This window comes from Paraburkholderia sp. SIMBA_053 (genome assembly GCF_046534895.1).
Classification (GTDB): Bacteria; Pseudomonadota; Gammaproteobacteria; order Burkholderiales; family Burkholderiaceae; genus Paraburkholderia; species Paraburkholderia caledonica.
This window is the reverse complement of sequence record NZ_JAWRXU010000008.1, coordinates 153740-168914: the sequence shown is the minus strand read 5'-3', so window position 1 is coordinate 168914 and position 15175 is coordinate 153740. Positions and strand designations below refer to the sequence as shown.

16 protein-coding genes, 1 other RNA gene and 1 riboswitch are annotated in these 15175 nt (G+C 63.0%); of the genes, 10 read left to right on the top strand and 7 right to left on the bottom strand.

Annotation, left to right across the window (positions count from 1 at the left end):
• Positions 1 to 53 precede the first annotated feature (53 nt).
• Positions 54 to 470, top strand: a complete 417-nt coding sequence (locus SB753_RS23375) for a DNA polymerase III subunit chi (protein WP_020065155.1) — start codon at positions 54 to 56, stop codon at positions 468 to 470.
• 90 nt (positions 471 to 560) lie between these two features.
• Positions 561 to 1271, top strand: coding sequence for a DUF2486 family protein (locus SB753_RS23370; protein ID WP_410802056.1), 711 nt, complete (start codon positions 561 to 563; stop codon positions 1269 to 1271).
• 78 nt (positions 1272 to 1349) lie between these two features.
• On the opposite strand, the gene SB753_RS23365 is transcribed toward SB753_RS23370, so the two are convergent.
• Positions 1350 to 1691 (bottom strand): c-type cytochrome, encoded by a 342-nt coding sequence (locus SB753_RS23365; protein ID WP_088172965.1) that lies wholly within the window; start codon positions 1689 to 1691, stop codon positions 1350 to 1352.
• Positions 1692 to 1846: 155 nt separating this feature from the next.
• Positions 1847 to 3520 carry a dihydroxy-acid dehydratase gene (gene ilvD, locus SB753_RS23360; RefSeq protein ID WP_410802054.1) on the bottom strand — a complete coding sequence of 558 codons (1674 nt, stop codon included), beginning with the start codon at positions 3518 to 3520 and terminating at the stop codon, positions 1847 to 1849.
• Positions 3521 to 3651: 131 nt separating this feature from the next.
• Here ilvD and SB753_RS23355 point away from each other — a divergent pair, with 131 nt between their 5' ends.
• Positions 3652 to 4641 carry a LysR family transcriptional regulator gene (locus SB753_RS23355; protein WP_410802052.1) on the top strand — a complete coding sequence of 330 codons (990 nt, stop codon included), beginning with the start codon at positions 3652 to 3654 and terminating at the stop codon, positions 4639 to 4641.
• Positions 4642 to 4754: 113 nt separating this feature from the next.
• Positions 4755 to 5654, top strand: coding sequence for a prolipoprotein diacylglyceryl transferase (gene lgt / locus SB753_RS23350; protein ID WP_020065160.1), 900 nt, complete (start codon positions 4755 to 4757; stop codon positions 5652 to 5654).
• Positions 5655 to 5742: 88 nt separating this feature from the next.
• On the opposite strand, the gene SB753_RS23345 is transcribed toward lgt, so the two are convergent.
• From SB753_RS23345 to SB753_RS23325, 5 genes are all read right to left on the bottom strand, one after another.
• Complete coding sequence (locus SB753_RS23345; RefSeq protein ID WP_027775695.1) at positions 5743 to 6471, bottom strand: SIMPL domain-containing protein; 729 nt, start codon at positions 6469 to 6471, stop codon at positions 5743 to 5745.
• A gap of 203 nt (positions 6472 to 6674) precedes the next feature.
• Complete coding sequence (locus SB753_RS23340; protein ID WP_027804175.1) at positions 6675 to 7133, bottom strand: EVE domain-containing protein; 459 nt, start codon at positions 7131 to 7133, stop codon at positions 6675 to 6677.
• An 82-nt stretch (positions 7134 to 7215) separates the two neighbouring features.
• Positions 7216 to 7397: non-coding RNA, 6S RNA (gene ssrS, locus SB753_RS23335), on the bottom strand.
• A gap of 162 nt (positions 7398 to 7559) precedes the next feature.
• Complete coding sequence (locus tag SB753_RS23330) at positions 7560 to 7874, bottom strand: cell division protein ZapA (protein ID WP_020065163.1); 315 nt, start codon at positions 7872 to 7874, stop codon at positions 7560 to 7562.
• Positions 7871 to 8227 carry an ATPase gene (locus tag SB753_RS23325; RefSeq protein ID WP_410802049.1) on the bottom strand — a complete coding sequence of 119 codons (357 nt, stop codon included), beginning with the start codon at positions 8225 to 8227 and terminating at the stop codon, positions 7871 to 7873. Before SB753_RS23325 ends, SB753_RS23330 begins: the two co-directional genes overlap by 4 nt.
• A 217-nt stretch (positions 8228 to 8444) precedes the next feature.
• A riboswitch (cobalamin riboswitch) is annotated at positions 8445 to 8726 on the top strand.
• A 91-nt stretch (positions 8727 to 8817) separates the two neighbouring features.
• On the opposite strand from SB753_RS23325, the gene SB753_RS23320 reads away from it, so the two are divergent.
• From SB753_RS23320 to cobC, 6 genes are read left to right on the top strand one after another with little or no spacing between them, the layout of a single operon-like run.
• On the top strand, positions 8818 to 10734 hold the full coding sequence (locus tag SB753_RS23320; protein ID WP_410802047.1) for a TonB-dependent receptor domain-containing protein: 1917 nt from the start codon (positions 8818 to 8820) through the stop codon (positions 10732 to 10734).
• Positions 10735 to 10761: 27 nt separating this feature from the next.
• Entirely contained in the window at positions 10762 to 11820 is a 1059-nt protein-coding gene (locus tag SB753_RS23315; RefSeq protein ID WP_408188940.1) for a FecCD family ABC transporter permease, read from the top strand.
• Positions 11817 to 12656, top strand: a complete 840-nt coding sequence (locus SB753_RS23310) for an ABC transporter ATP-binding protein (RefSeq protein WP_410802045.1) — start codon at positions 11817 to 11819, stop codon at positions 12654 to 12656. Before SB753_RS23315 ends, SB753_RS23310 begins: the two co-directional genes overlap by 4 nt.
• A gap of 37 nt (positions 12657 to 12693) precedes the next feature.
• Entirely contained in the window at positions 12694 to 13755 is a 1062-nt protein-coding gene (gene cobT, locus SB753_RS23305; protein ID WP_410802043.1) for a nicotinate-nucleotide--dimethylbenzimidazole phosphoribosyltransferase, read from the top strand.
• A 46-nt stretch (positions 13756 to 13801) separates the two neighbouring features.
• On the top strand, positions 13802 to 14587 hold the full coding sequence (locus SB753_RS23300; RefSeq protein ID WP_020065169.1) for an adenosylcobinamide-GDP ribazoletransferase: 786 nt from the start codon (positions 13802 to 13804) through the stop codon (positions 14585 to 14587).
• A complete protein-coding gene (cobC, locus tag SB753_RS23295) occupies positions 14572 to 15162 on the top strand; it encodes an alpha-ribazole phosphatase (protein WP_027804176.1) in 591 nt (196 codons plus the stop codon). Before SB753_RS23300 ends, cobC begins: the two co-directional genes overlap by 16 nt.
• The last annotated feature ends 13 nt before the right edge of the window (positions 15163 to 15175 follow it).

The window sequence follows — 15175 nt, the reverse complement described above, 5'->3', positions numbered from 1 at the left end:
GCACGCTTGGCACGTGCCCGAGCGATCGCACCCGGCTTCAGAAGGAGTCGCCCATGACGAGAATCGATTTTCACTCGAACGTCGGCGACTCGCTGCTGTATGCATGCCGCCTGGTGCGCAAGGCGTATCAGGCGGGACAGCCCACCATCGTCGTGGCCGAGCCGGAGCGCCTGCGCGCTTTCGACGAACAGTTGTGGACCTTTTCCGCGCTCGACTTCGTGCCGCACTGCATGGCCGGCACGCCGCTCGCCGCGCAAACGCCGATCGTGCTGGCCACGAATCTCGACGACGTCCCTCATCATCAGGTGCTGCTCAATCTGGGCGCGAGCGTGCCCGCGCAATTCGCGCGCTTCGAAAGATTGCTGGAAGTGGTCGGTAACGCACACGACGAGCTCGCTGCGGGCCGCGAACGCTACCGCTTCTATCGCGATCGCGGCTATGCTTTGAACAACTACAAGCAGGGCGGTTAGGTTTCCGTTCCGCGTCGCGTTGTGCCCTGTCGAGGCGATTCGGCGCATACGCGGCCTGCTTTCGCTACGTCTCAAATACGGAGGGCGCAGGTGTCCGATCCCAACGATAACTCCATCCCGGTTCTGAGCGAGGTGCTGGTGCCGGGCCATGTGGCCCAACGTCGCGAGCCGCATTCCGGCGCCGCTGCTCCGGCTGCGCCAGCGGAAACGCCGCTGCGTGAAGCAGAAACGCTTCGTCAGCCGGACGTCACCGCGGAGCCCGAACTCGCGCCGCAGCCGGTCCTCACACCGGAAGAAACGCGTGCGCCGGAGCCGGTGCTTGCGCCGCGGCCTTTGGGGACTGCGGCTAACGCTGCCGTAACCGATAAGGCGCGTTCGACGGCCGATCATGCTCATGCCACGAACAAACCGCGGCCGCATGTTTCGGCCGAAGCCGAGCACACGCATGACGACGCGCTGGCAGCGTCCGCAGCCACGTTTGATCGGACGGAACCGCCTCCGCCGTTTGAAGCCGCCGCGACGGTGCCGCCGGATATCGCTCAGGAACTTGATACGAACGGCCAATCCGCTGTCGATGCCGAACGCATCGCCGAGCGGCTGCGTGAGCGGGTCGCGGGATTCCTCGCGGGCGAAGGGCGCGGCGTCATCGAAGCACGCTGTCGCAGCGCTGTCGAAGAGCACGCAACGCGGCTCGTCGATCAGATCACGCGCGAAGTCGTATCGACTCTTGAGAACCAGATGACCGGTTGGGTACGCGAAGCGGTTGAAGCGGAGATTGCCCGGCGATCGGGCGGCGCGTGACAGTCGATGCAGCGGTGCCCCGCGCGTGGCGCGACGCATCGAGCCCCGCTCACGCCCAGGTTAATCAATCAGCCAGGATCATTTAAGCGTGAGCACCCAGCCCGCCAGCGCAGCCGCCTGATCGGGCGTAAGTTGCGTATTCGCGGGCATGGGCACCGGGCCCCATACGCCCGTGCTGCCGTCCAGAATCTTGTGCTTCAGGTAGATAGCGGCGTCTTCGCGGCCGGCATATTTCGCGGCGACATCGTGCAGCGCCGGCCCCATGAACGGACGCGAGACCGAGTGGCAGCTCATGCAGTTCTGCTGTTGGGCAAGCGCAAGTCCCATGGGCGCCTCGGCATGCGCGGCCGGGATGATGCCGATCGACATGGTCACGAATGCAACAGCCGTTGCAAGCACCGTACACGACATTGATTTCATTCTGGTCTCCGCCGGTGCGGTTGCCCGGCTTGTGGTCAGAACATTATAAAAGGAAAGGGGCGCACGGTTTTTCGTGCGCCCCTTTCGCTTTTACGTAGGGCTTGACCGGGCTTCAGGCTCCCTGGTCACCGCGAGTGCCGTCCTGGCTCGTTGCTTCAGCCAGTTATGGCACCCTTGTTGGCCGGCAGTGCGAGGGCCGAGTACTTCGCCAGCACGCCACGCGTATAACGCGGTTGCGGTTGCTGCCATGCGGCGCGGCGGCGCTGAAGTTCGGCGTCGTCCACATTTAGTTGCAGGAGCAGCTTGTGCGCGTCGATCGTGATCGAGTCGCCTTCCTGCACGAGGCCGATCGTGCCGCCCACGAAGGCTTCGGGTGCGACGTGACCAACCACCATGCCCCATGTGCCGCCTGAAAAGCGTCCGTCGGTGATGAGGCCGACGCTTTCGCCGAGACCCTTGCCGATGATCGCCGAAGTCGGCGCCAGCATTTCCGGCATGCCCGGGCCGCCCTTGGGGCCGAGGTAGCGCAACACGACGACGTCGCCGGCAACGATCTTGTCGGCGAGAATCGCTTCAAGCGCGCTTTGCTCGTCATCGAATACGCGGGCCGGACCCGTGATCACCGGGTTCTTCAGGCCCGTGATCTTCGCGACCGCGCCGTCTTCGGCCAGGTTGCCCTTCAGGATTGCGAGGTGGCCTTCCTTGTACAACGCCTGATCGATCGGAAAGATCACCTTCTGATCCGCGCGCGGTTTGGCCGGCACGTCCTTCAGTTCTTCAGCGAGCGTCTTGCCGGTGATGGTGATGCAGTCGCCATGCAGCAGACCCGCGTCGAGCAGGATCTTCATGACTTGCGGAATGCCGCCGGCTTTGTGCAGGTCGGTGGCGACGTACTGGCCCGACGGCTTCAGGTTGCAGATCACCGGCACCTTCTTGCGCATGCGCTCGAAGTCCTCGATGGTCCACTCGACTTCCGCCGCGTGCGCGATTGCCAGAAAGTGCAGCACGGCGTTGGTCGAGCCGCCGGTCGCCATGATCACGGCCACGGCGTTTTCAATCGACTTCTTCGTGATGATGTCGCGCGGCTTCAGATCTTTCTTGACGGCTTCAACAAGTACGCGCGCCGATTCAGCGGCCGAGTCGACCTTTTCCTGATCGGGATTGGCCATTGTCGACGAATAGAGCAGCGACATGCCGAGCGCCTCGAACGACGAGCTCATCGTGTTGGCGGTGTACATGCCGCCGCATGATCCCGTCGACGGGCACGCATTGCGTTCGACGCCTTCGAAGTCTTCCTGCGACATCCGTCCCGCCGTAAATTCGCCGACGGCTTCGAACGACGACACGATCGTCAGATCCGTGCCCTTCCAGTTGCCCGGACGGATCGTGCCGCCATACACGTAAATGCCCGGCACGTTCATGCGCGCGAGGCCGATCATGCCGCCCGGCATGTTCTTGTCGCAGCCGCCGATCACGACCACGCCGTCCATCCATTGGCCCTGCACGCACGTCTCGATACAGTCCGCGATGACTTCCCGCGACACGAGCGAGTACTTCATGCCCTCGGTGCCCATGGACATGCCGTCGGAAATAGTCGGCGTGCCGAAGATCTGCGGATTCGCGTCCGCGCCCTTGACGGCGGCCACGGCAGCGTCGGCAAGTCGCTGAAGACCGGCGTTGCACGGCGTGATGGTCGAATGGCCGTTGGCGATGCCGATCATCGGCTTGTCGAAATCTTCTTTCTGATAGCCGAGTGCGTAGTACATCGAGCGGTTCGGCGAACGGGCCACGCCTTGCGTGATGTTCTGCGAACGACGGTTGTAGGGCATGAGGATCTCCGGTCTGTTTGTTTTGCTGGTCGGTCCAGTGTAGTTCGGACCCGTCAGGCAAGAATGCAATTTTGCGATGTGCGTGTCCAATATATTATTGACGGCCGAATAGGTCGTAAAATGTATTAATAATGCTGCCTGCCGTTCCTGACCTGCGCCAGTTGCGCTATTTCGTGACCGTCGCCGAAGAAAAGCACTTCGGCCGCGCGGCCGCGCGCCTTTCGATGACCCAGCCGCCTCTGTCGCAGGCAATCCGTGCGCTGGAGGAAACGCTTGGGGTGGAACTATTCGCGCGCACCAAGCGGTCCGTTGAATTGACGCCTGTGGGCGCGGATCTGCTGCCGGAGGTGCAGCGTCTGCTGGCGGCTGCGGAGGGCTTGCGGCCGCTTGCACAGAGCCTCGCGCGCGGCGAGGCGGGCGCGCTGTCGCTCGCATTCGTTTCGACGGCGGACTATGGCTTGTTGCCGCTTTTACTGCGCGACTTCGGCGCGCGCTATCCGCGCGTGCGGCTTGAACTCACCGAAGCAACGAGCGACGTGCAGGTGGACGAACTCGTCGCCGGACGCATCGACGCGGGGCTCGTGATTGCCCCCGTGCCGTCGCGTCATGCCGCGCAACTTTCGTGGCTGCCGATCGCGCGCGAGCCGCTCGTGATCGCCATGTCGACCGACACGGCGGCGCGCGTGGCGGCCAGTGGCGGCGCTGCGGGCGGTGGCGGCGACCCGCATGCGGAATGGCTCGACACGCCGGTCAGCCTGCGTGAGCTTGCCGATGCACCGCTCGTCATCTTCCCAAGACGTTTGGCGCCAGGCTTTTATGACATCATTATGGATTGCTACGGCGTGGCGGGGCTTCAGCCGCGGGTCGGGCAGGAGGCGATCCAGATGCAGACCATCGTGAGCCTCGTGTCGGCCGGCATGGGTGTCGCACTCGTGCCGCAATCGTTGCGTAACCTGCGCCGGACCGGCGTCGTGTACCGGCCGTTGTCCGAGTCGGTGCCCGCTATCGAAACCGGGCTCGTGTGGCGAACCGCGAAAGTGAGCCCGGTGCTGGCGGGCTTCATCGAAATCGTGCGGGCGCATGCGGCGAGTGCCGATGGGCAAGCTGCCCGCGTACCGTAATTAACGTGACTGCGGCGAACGCATTGCATGCGCAGCCGTCCAATGCAGACGGCGCAAGCCGCGCCTTATCGATACAAACTAGTTTCTGAACCCGAACTGCCCATAACAACACGATGCTCATTCACCCGAATTTCGACCCCGTTGCCATTCATCTGGGGCCGCTCGCCGTGCGCTGGTATGGACTGATGTACCTCGTCGCGTTCATCGCGGCGATCGTCGTCGGCCGGCTGCGGCTGCGTTTGCCGTTCGTCGCGGCGCAAGGCTGGACACCCAAAGATATCGACGACATGCTGTTTTACGGCGTGCTCGGCACGATTCTCGGGGGCCGGCTCGGCTACGTGCTGTTCTATAAAGCGAGCTTTTATTTCGCGCATCCGCTCGACATCTTCAAGGTGTGGGAAGGCGGCATGTCGTTTCACGGCGGCTTCCTCGGCGTGACGCTCGCCATGGTGCTGTTCGCCTATCAGCGCAAACGCTCGTGGCTGCAGGTCACCGACTTCGTCGCGCCGATGGTGCCGACAGGACTGGCGGCAGGGCGTCTCGGCAACTTCATCAACGGTGAGTTGTGGGGGCGCGTGACCGATCCGTCGGCGCCGTGGGCGATGCTCTTTCCAGGCGCCGCGCCCGACGACGCCGCATGGCTCGCCGCGCATCCGCAACTGGCCGCGCAATGGAAGCTGAACGAAGTCTTCGCGCAATATCACATGCTGCCGCGTCACCCGTCAGAGCTGTATGAGATCGCGCTCGAGGGCGTCGCGCTTTTCTTCGTGCTGTTCTTCTTCTCGCGTAAGCCAAGGCCGCTCGGCGCTATTTCGGCGGTGTTCCTGATCGGTTATGGCCTCGCGCGCTTTACGGTCGAATTCGCCCGTGAGCCCGACGACTTCCTGGGCCTGCTCGCCATGGGTCTCTCCATGGGCCAATGGCTTTCGTTGCCGATGATCCTCGTTGGCATTGCGATGCTCGTGTGGTCGTATCGTCGCAGCCCCGGCGAACCGGCGCACGCGCTGCCGTAGCGCGGCACGTTGTGTTCTGAATAAAAAACGCCACGGCATGCCGTGGCGTTTTTTTTGCCGCCGCATGCGGCGGCAGGTGGACCGCGCGTTACTTCATCTGCACCGAGCCCGACACATTCACCGTTACCGTCGACGTGCCGCCTTCAATCGGCACAGGGGCCGACATCTTGGCGTCGGCGCCCATGGCGCGCGCGCTCATCATCATGACGGGCCGCGGCATGGCGCCGTTATGTCCGACGTTGACCTCGCGAATCGAATAACCGCTGTAGCCGAACGCCTGCGCGGACGAAGCCGCCTGCTCACGGAACGATTTGATTGCATCGCCAGTCAGCTTTTGTTCAGCGGCGCGTTGCGCCGCGGGCGACAGCGAGAACTGCACATTGCCGACCTGCATGATGGGCGCCATTTGCCCTGCAAGCTTCGACGCCGCGGCGAAGTCGTGCGACTCGAGCACGACCTCCGTGCGGCCGCGCCATGCGGAGATGCGGCCATCGCGATCGGTAGACGGATAGATCGAGAACGAACCTGTGCGCGCGGTCACGCCACTCACGCCTTTGGCTTTTTGCAATGCCGAATCGGCACGCTGGTTTAGCGTTGAAGTAAGAGCCGACGGATCGCTCGCTTCCTGCTCGTAAAAGAGCGTGATTTCGACGACGTCTTGAGGCACTTCCGCGCTGGCCTGCGCGTTCAGCGACAGCACGCCGGCCGGTTGATAGGGCGCGACGCTCTGCGCGCGTGCCATAGCGGGCGTGAGCACGAGGGCTGCAGGCGCGGCGCAGACGAGCGCGAAAGCGAGTGCACGTGCGGTGTTTTTCATCTGTGTGGAACTCCTTGCTTGAACAGGATTGCGCACGATCCGGCAGGCGCGATGCAACGGCACGGCGCTGTGTGCGCCGTTGGTAGTCCGTTTGCAAGTGCGTTAGGCGCTTGTAACCTGAGCTTGGTTCCCCAATTTAACCGTGCGATGAGCAGCGGTGAGTGACATCGTTCGTGGCGCCGTTGCAGCAAGCACCAGCGAACTCAGGCGAGTCGCTTCGTGATGAAGCGCCACTCGGCTTCGGTGACCGGCGTGATGGACAGACGGTTGCCTCTCGCCAGCACTCGCATGTCTTTCAGCTCGTCGTGCTCGCGCAATGCGGCGAGCGGAATCAACGGAATCTTCTTCTTGAAGACCACGTCGACGAGCAGCCAGCGCGGCGTTTCCTGCGACGACTTAGGATCGTAGTAAGGACTCTTCTTGTCGAACTGAGTCGGGTCCGGGTAAGCGGTAGACGCTACCTCGGCGATCCCGGCGATGCCAGGCTCGGGACAACTCGAGTGATAGAACAGCACGCCGTCGCCGACCTGCATCGCGTCGCGCATGAAGTTGCGCGCCTGATAGTTGCGCACGCCGGTCCACGGCAACGTGCGGTGCGGTGCGTTGGCAAGATGGTCGATGCTTGCTTCGTCCGGTTCGGACTTCATTAGCCAGTAGCGCATGAATCGAAAGGAACGTTAAGGTTGGAAAAGCCGGAGCCCAAACAAAAACGGCACCGGACAGTAGTCCGATGCCGTTCCAAATAAGGTCCCCGCCTTGGCCGCTAGGCCGGCATCCTGAACCGGGGGTTCAGAATTGGTCGCAGTTAGCAGCACTTCGGGTACATCAGACAGAGTGACGCGCACGCCCGTGCTACAAATTTCCGCAACCGTGCACATGGCATTGGTTCAAGGAATATATGACCTTGGCGAACCAGGCAGGGAAGCTAAACCGATGAAGCTAAAACCATTCAGGTGAAACGTTTGCCGAGTGTGCTCGTGCATGCTCTCACGCGCTTTGCTCAGCTGCTACGTGTGCCACCTGGTTGAATCTGCAGCCGACCCGAAGACCGGCCACTTCTACTTCCAGACACGTTGCAAACTTGCTGCTTACTGCATGGTGTACTGCTCGATCACAGTACCCAGTTGTTCGTTCATTTGATGCATTGTACGCCTGATTTCTTCAGCGGGAAATGCTTCTCCGTGACGCACGCTCGATTGCAGCTTAAGCAGTTCCGATGCCAGCGACAGCGCGGCCATGACAGCAATACGATCCGTGCCGCGCACGTTACTGTTATTGCGGATCTTCGACATTTCGGCGTCGACTCGTGCGACTGCTTCAAGCAGCGCGCCTTCCGTTTCCGGCGAGCAGGCGAGGCGATAGGGCACGCCGAGAATCGATACTTCGATCTGCTTGGTGGTCATGCATTTTCTCCATGGCGAGTGGCGTCGCTCTCCGCTTCGACTTCATGCTGAGCGGGCTCGAGCAGATCGAGCTGGTTGTCCGGCTCGTTGTGCCCGCGAGCGCGCGGCAATTTTTCGAGGATCGCATTGAGCCGCACTTGAGCGTCGTCGATCTTGGCCGACAGCGCGTCGCGCTCCGCTTGCAGTGCATCGCGTTCCTCGCGCACCATGGCAAGTTCCGTGCGCGTGGTTTCTGCCTCGGCGCGCGACTGGGCGAGCTGCTCTTCAAGCGCAACGCGCGCTTCGTTGTGGCGCTGGCTGATCGCTATCAGCTTGCCGATATTCTGTGAGAGTGTTTCGAGTTCGGTGAGCATGTGCTGCGTCCTCTAAAGACCTCGCATTTTAGCGCGGAATGCCGCACGTTCCGACATTTGTCTCGTTTCGAGACGTAACAACACCGCTTTATGCAGGCTTTTTTCGACTGAAGATGAAAAAGTACTCGTGTGTCACAGATCGCGTCGGACAATACTCTGCTCCTGTCCGAATCATCGCTGTCGTGACCCGCATTCTTGACTGGCCCCGAGGCCGCTCATACACTGGCCGCACTCTGGTGCCCGCGCGCGCAATTCATTGCGCGTGCAGTTAAACGGGAAGCAGGGCGCGCCGTTCACCTGAACGCGCGAACCTGCGCTGCCCCCGCAACGGTAAGCGACCGCATTCGCTTTGCACTTCGTGCTTTGCAGTTCGCGTTTGCAGTTCGATCCCCATCGCGTGTTCCAGTTCAACATGCGAGTGTGCCACTGCGCGTCACGCGTGGGAAGGCGGGATCGAGCGTCGTCAGCCCGGATACCGGCCAGAGGGAGAGGCGCGCGCCCGCGAAATGAAGTCAAAAGCGCTCGCGCCTCGTTACGCGACGGCCTGCGGGGAAGCGGGCCGCGCACGCCATCCACGGGAAACTTCACTCATGCTGTCCCCTATCGCCCGCGCGGCGCTGCTCGCATTTGCAGGGCTGCCGCAGCTCGCGCATGCGCAAGCCGCCGACAGTTCGCCTGCGCCGTCGGTTGCAGTCGCACCAGTCGCTACGAGCGCTGTATCCGTCGCTATCACCGAATCATCACCTGCTGTTTTGTCGCCCGTCGTCGTCACCGCCGAGCGCGGACCTCAAGCGCTCGCCGACACGATTCCGCAAACGTCGCTATTCGATCAGCAGGACATTGCCGATACCACCGCAACCGATCTGCCGGGTCTGCTGCAACTCGCGCCCGGCGCGCAAATCTCGCGCACAGGTGGGCCCGGTTCGACAGCGAGCCTGTATCTGCGCGGCGCGTCGTCGACGCAATCGCTGATTCTCATCGACGGTGTGCGCGTCGATTCCGTGAGTCTCGGCACCGCGCAAATTGCGCAGATTCCGCTCGATCAGGTCGATCACGTCGAAGTAGTGAACGGCAACGTGTCGGCGTTGTATGGCTCGGGCGCGATTGGAGGCGTGGTCCAGGTGTTCACGAAAGACGGCGGCGATCATCCGCCGCGTTTCAATTTTTCCGTGGGCTACGGCAGCTACCACACGCAGACACAACAGGTAGGCGCGAACGGCGCGTTGGATAAGGACGGCCGCACGACCTTCAACATCTCGCTCGCGCGTTCGAAAGACGACGGTTTTTCCGCGCTCAATCCCCCTGAGGCGCCGAATGCGAACCCCAATGCGAACGGCTATCTGAACGAGAGCATCTCCGCTTCGCTGCGCCATAAGTTCACCGACAACTGGGACGCGGGCGCCCGCTATCTCCAGTCGAACGGCAACAACAGCTACGACAATGCGTACGGCGAGCCGACCGATCTGAACAATCTGTACACGAAAGTGCGTCAGTTGTCCGCCTTCGCTAACGGCAAGCTAACGGACTGGTGGACCACGCACTTCATCGTTGCGCAAGGCGACGACCGCAGCGTGTCGAACACCAACGGTCTGTATAACGGCCGCTTCGACACCGACAATCGACAGTACACCTGGCAGAACGATTTTGCGCTGGCCGCGCAGCAGAAACTGCAGGTCGGCTACGAGCATCTGGACCAGAGTCTCGACTCCGATACGTTTGCCGCGCCCACTCGTCATGTCGACTCGGGCTTCGCCGGTTATACGGCACGCTTCGGGCGCAACCAGATACAGGCTAACCTGCGGCGCGACCAGTACTCCGATTTCGGCGGAGCGAACAGTTACTATCTCGGCTATGGCTTCGACATCACGTCGCGCTGGAAGCTAAGCGCAAGCTATTCCAGTTCGTTTCGCGCGCCTAGCTTCGACGATCTGTACTATCCGCTGAGCGGTAATCCGTCCATTCAGCCGGAGCGCAGTCATTCGATCGAAGCAGCGTTGCAATACGCGTCGAATGCGCTCGGTGTGATGCGTTTGAGTGCTTTCCAGACGCGTTATTCGAATCTGATCGACTATGAACAGGTGACGCCGGGGATCTATCTGGTCGAAAACGTGGGCCATGCAAAAGTGCAAGGACTCGAAGGATCGTGGAGCGGACATGTAGGCAAGACCGACGTGCGCGCGTCGGTGACGCTGCAAAATCCGGTCGACCTCGACAACGATACCGACCTCGTGCGGCGAGCGCGGCGTTTCGCGTCGCTGACGGTGAATCGCAGTATTGCAGGATGGCGCGTGGGCGGTGAGTGGATCGTGAGCGGTCCGCGCGAAGACAGCAGCGGCAAGCTCGGCGGCTACGGTGTCGTCAACCTGGCTGCGCGCTACAACGTCACGAAGGCATGGTACGTGGCCGCGCAAATCCAGAATGTGTTCAACAAGGACTATGAAACGGCCTACTCGTATAACTCGCCGCGGCGCGGTGCCTATGTCACGGTCGGCTGGCAACAGCAGTGATGCCTGCGCCGTGCTGGGAACGCGCCGATGAGCCGTCATGAAGGTTCGATGCCCGCCACGCTTCACGCGATGACTGCGAAACGCGCCGCCGCGATCTGGCTCGTGCTTGCTGTCGCCGCGCTTGCAGTACTGATGGCGTCGCTCGCATTGGGCAGTGTGGCGCTCGCGCCTGCGCGCGTGATCGAGGCGCTTTCGCCGCTGCATGCGGGCGCGTCTGACGCAAACTCCGCCGATCTCGCCGGCGAGATCGTGCGCACGCTGCGTTTGCCTCGCGCGCTGGCCGGTTTTGCTTGCGGCGCATTGCTCGCATTGGCTGGCGCGCTGCTGCAGGTGTTGTTGCGCAATCCGCTCGCTGAGCCCTATGTATTAGGCGTATCGGGCGGCGCCGCAACTTTTGCGCTCGTCGCAATGATCGCCGGTTGCGCGTGGTGGCTCGTCGATGCGTCGGCGTTCGCGGGCGCATTCGTGTCTATTCTTCTCGTGCTCGGCCTTGCGCGTCGCGAGTTGTGGCGCGGCGAACCGCAGGACACGTCACCGCGCCTGCTTCTGACTGGCGCCGTCATCGCGGCAGGCTGGGGCGCGCTCATTACCTTGCTGCTCAATCTTGCGCCGGACAATCGTTTGCGCGGCATGTTGTTCTGGCTGACCGGCGACCTCAATGGCAATGCGCTGCCGTGGACCGCACTCGTCGCGCTGGTCGTCGTGCTGATTGCCATCGTGCCCGTTGCGCCGCGCCTGAATGTACTGTTGCGAGGCGACGCTGCCGCGCAGGCGTTGGGCGTTGCGGTCATGCCGTTGCGGTTGCGCGTGTATCTTGCGGCCTCGCTCGCCGCCGCAGCGGCTGTGACGACGGCGGGCACCATCGGCTTTGTCGGACTCGTGGTGCCGCATATGTTGCGGCTCGCGTTCGGCAACGACCAACGTATGCTGCTGCCCGCCGCGGCTCTCGGCGGCGGGGTGGCGGTAATGGGCGCCGATCTGATCGCGCGCCTTGTGATCGCGCCGGCGCAACTGCCGGTCGGCGTGATCACGTCGATTATCGGCGTGCCGGTGTTTCTCTGGATGCTGCTGCGCGCCCGCCGATGATGCCCACTAACAACCTCTCGCAGCCCACGCTCAGCGCGCAACGCGTGAGCTTGCGTGCGGGCGCGCGCACGTTGCTCGATGCGTTCACGCATACGTTTTATCCGGGCGAGATCTGGTGCGTGGCCGGTCCGAACGGTGCCGGCAAGACGACACTCTTATCCACGCTCGCGGGTTTGCGTGAACCCTCGGCTGGCCACGTGGAACTCGATGGCGTGCGTATGTCCGCCTGGCACACGCGGCAACTCGCGCAGCGCCGCGCGTTAATGCCGCAAAGCGCGCCCGACGCATTCAGCGCGAGCGTGCTCGACATCGTGATGCTGAACCGCTTTCCGCATTTGACCGGCTGGGGTTGGGAGGGCGAGGGTGACCGCGAGGCCGCGCGTGCCGCGCTGGACTTGCTGGGGCTCACCGCATTAGCCGCACGAGACGTGCTGTCGCTTTCCGGCGGCGAACGTCAGCGCGTGGCGCTCGCAGCGGTGCTCTGTCAGCAAGCGCCGCTCCTTCTGCTCGACGAACCTTTATCGCATCTGGACTTGCATCATCAGATCGAGTGCCTGGAAGCGCTCAGCGCATGGACGCGTGAGTCGACGCGGACCCTGCTGTTTTCCTGTCACGACCTGAACCTCGCGCGCCGGTTCGCGACGCACGCGCTGCTGCTCGACGGTGCGGGCGCCGCCTACGCGGGGCGTGTGCACGAGGTACTGACGCCTGCGTTGACGAGCCGCGTATTCGGCTATCCGTTGATCCTGATTCGCGACGGCGAGCACGAGGCGCTCATTCCTGCGCCGCGCTCGCGTCACGAATCTGCTTGGAACCATGACACGTCGTCAAGCTAACGCTCAGAACTGAACATCTTTTATCTTCACGAAACTCATGACCTCTTCGCCACGCTTGTCCCGATTGCCCCAGGTAGAACCGCTCGAACAGACGTTAGGCAGCGAGCTTCAGCACGTCATCGACACGAAGACGAAGCCGCCCGGCAGTCTCGGCCGGCTCGAAACGCTCGCGCGTCAGATGGGCCTGATTCAGCGCACTACCCATCCGGCGGTCCAGCGCCCCGCGCTGATCGTGTTCGCCGGCGACCACGGCATTGCGGCCGAAGGCGTCAGCCCGTATCCGCAAGCGGTGACCGCGCAGATGGTCGCGAATTTTCTCGCGGGCGGCGCGGCAGTCAATGCATTGAGCCGCGTCGCGGGCATCGAGCTCGAAGTGGTCAATGCGGGTATCGCGACGCCGTTGCCGCGCACCGATGGCCTTGTCGATATTCCGGTCGGCGCGGGCACGCGCAACTTCGCACACGAACCTGCGATGACGCACGAGCAGGCGCTCACCGCGATGCAAGCCGGCGCGGCGCGCGTGCGGCATCACGCTGCGCTCGGCAGCAACGTGATCGGCTTGGGCGAAATGGGTATCGCCAACACATCGGCGGCGGCGTGCCTGATGAGCCGCATCTGCGGCGTGCCGATCGACGAATGCGTGGGCCGCGGCACCGGTCTGGACGACGCCGGGCTCGCAAAGAAGCGCAGCGTGCTTGCGGCGGCGCTCGCGCATCACGACGCATCCACGGCTCCTCTCGATGTGCTCGCAACCTTCGGCGGCTTCGAAATCGCGATGATGGCCGGCGCCTATCTCGCCGCCGCGCAAGCGCGCATGACGATTCTGGTCGACGGCTTCATCGCCAGTTCAGCGCTGTTGATTGCGGACGCAATTGCGCCCGACGTGCGTGAATATTGCGTGTTCGCGCATGCGTCGAACGAGGCGGGACATCGGCGCATGCTCGACTATTTCGGCGCACAGCCGCTGCTATCGCTCGACATGCGGCTCGGCGAAGGCACCGGTGCGGCGCTCGCGGTGCCGTTGCTGCGCGCGGCCTGCGCGTTCATCAACGAGATGGCGAGCTTCGAATCGGCCGGTGTAGCGGACCGCGAAGCGTGAACCGCGCCGTACTTCGCATTTCAGTCAACGAGCACGCAAGCCATATATGAAACCGCTGGCCGAATTGCGCTACTTTTTCACGGCGCTGGGTTACTTCACACGCGTACCCGTGCCGCGCTGGGTCGGCTATGAACCGCACTATCTGAACGCGGCGGCGCGTTATTTTCCGCTCGTCGGCGTGTTGGTCGGCGGCATCAGCGCGCTTGTCTATCTCGCGGCGCTGCGTGTCTTTCCGGCGGGGGTTGCGGTGTTGTTGTCGATGGCGTCGTCGCTATTGATAACGGGCGCGTTCCACGAGGACGGCCTCGCCGATTGCGTCGATGCGTTCGGTGGCGCCTATACGCGCGACGATGCATTACGCATCATGCACGATTCGCGCATTGGCGCTTTTGGTGCGATTGCGCTTGTCGTCGCGCTTGTTCTCAAGTGGCAGACGCTCGCTTCGTTGCCGCCGCTGCGCGCCGCAAGTCTGATGGTTGCGGCTCATGCGGCGAGCCGCGCCTGTGCGATCAGCTATCTCTGCACGCTCGACTATGTGCGTGCCGAGGGCAAAGCGAAGCCGGTCGCGCAGCGCCTGAGCGGCACAGCACTGTTATGCGCCGCCGCATTCGGATTGCCGTGGCTGTTGTGGCCGGACGGACCTCGTGGATGGCTCGCGGCCGACTGGCGGTTCGCGGGCTCGGCGCTCGCGATGCTGGTCGCGTTGCGGTTCACAATGGGCCGCTATTTCGTGAAGCGCATTGGCGGCTACACCGGCGATTGTCTCGGCTTTGCGCAACAGATCTTTGAACTGGGCATCTATCTCCTAGGGCTCGCATGGATATCGTCATGATTCGCCATCCCGCCGTCGCACTCGACGCGGGCGTTTGCTATGGCCACAGCGATGTGGCGCTCGCCGAGGCGGCCGACGTGTCGTCCGCGGCACTTGCTTTAAGACTCGCAAGCTTGCAGGTGCCGGCGCCACGTGTCGTGATGTCGAGCCCGCTGACGCGCTGCTCGGCGCTCGCCGTCGAACTGGCGAACGACTTCGGCTGCGTGCTCAGCCATGACGATCGCCTGAAGGAAATGGATTTCGGCGATTGGGAAGAGCAGCGCTGGGACGCGATCGATCGCGAACTGCTCGACGACTGGGCGTCCAACTTCGAACATGCACGCGCGCATGGCGGCGAGAGCGTCGCGCAGTTCGTCATGCGGGTGCGCGCATGGTTCGACGCGTACGCGCAGACGCGCGAGCTGTCGCCGGCGTATGTGGTCACGCATGCGGGCGTGATGCGCGCGATTGCGTCGTTGGCGCTCGACGTGCCGCTCGAACGTTGCTTGCGATGGTCGCTGGAGACCGCCAACATCGTCTGGCTGCGCCGCGGCGACGAGAGTCAACAGTGGTCGCTCGTAAAGTGGAACGCGTGAGCCTGAGGGCCCA

What these genes read in the sequence shown, in the direction of transcription:
- cobT (WP_410802043.1), top strand. Translation starts at nt 12,694, where the DNA reads ATGACCTCTTCGCCACGCTTGTCCCGATTGCCCCAGGTAGAACCGCTC.
- SB753_RS23315 (WP_408188940.1), top strand. Translation starts at nt 10,762, where the DNA reads ATGAGCCGTCATGAAGGTTCGATGCCCGCCACGCTTCACGCGATGACT.
- cobC (WP_027804176.1), top strand. Translation starts at nt 14,572, where the DNA reads ATGGATATCGTCATGATTCGCCATCCCGCCGTCGCACTCGACGCGGGC.
- ilvD (WP_410802054.1), bottom strand. Translation starts at nt 3,520, where the DNA reads ATGCCCTACAACCGTCGTTCGCAGAACATCACGCAAGGCGTGGCCCGT.
- SB753_RS23330 (WP_020065163.1), bottom strand. Translation starts at nt 7,874, where the DNA reads ATGACCACCAAGCAGATCGAAGTATCGATTCTCGGCGTGCCCTATCGC.
- SB753_RS23345 (WP_027775695.1), bottom strand. Translation starts at nt 6,471, where the DNA reads ATGAAAAACACCGCACGTGCACTCGCTTTCGCGCTCGTCTGCGCCGCG.
- SB753_RS23355 (WP_410802052.1), top strand. Translation starts at nt 3,652, where the DNA reads ATGCTGCCTGCCGTTCCTGACCTGCGCCAGTTGCGCTATTTCGTGACC.
- SB753_RS23300 (WP_020065169.1), top strand. Translation starts at nt 13,802, where the DNA reads ATGAAACCGCTGGCCGAATTGCGCTACTTTTTCACGGCGCTGGGTTAC.
- SB753_RS23325 (WP_410802049.1), bottom strand. Translation starts at nt 8,227, where the DNA reads ATGCTCACCGAACTCGAAACACTCTCACAGAATATCGGCAAGCTGATA.
- SB753_RS23375 (WP_020065155.1), top strand. Translation starts at nt 54, where the DNA reads ATGACGAGAATCGATTTTCACTCGAACGTCGGCGACTCGCTGCTGTAT.
- SB753_RS23340 (WP_027804175.1), bottom strand. Translation starts at nt 7,133, where the DNA reads ATGCGCTACTGGCTAATGAAGTCCGAACCGGACGAAGCAAGCATCGAC.
- SB753_RS23320 (WP_410802047.1), top strand. Translation starts at nt 8,818, where the DNA reads ATGCTGTCCCCTATCGCCCGCGCGGCGCTGCTCGCATTTGCAGGGCTG.
- lgt (WP_020065160.1), top strand. Translation starts at nt 4,755, where the DNA reads ATGCTCATTCACCCGAATTTCGACCCCGTTGCCATTCATCTGGGGCCG.
- SB753_RS23310 (WP_410802045.1), top strand. Translation starts at nt 11,817, where the DNA reads ATGATGCCCACTAACAACCTCTCGCAGCCCACGCTCAGCGCGCAACGC.
- SB753_RS23365 (WP_088172965.1), bottom strand. Translation starts at nt 1,691, where the DNA reads ATGAAATCAATGTCGTGTACGGTGCTTGCAACGGCTGTTGCATTCGTG.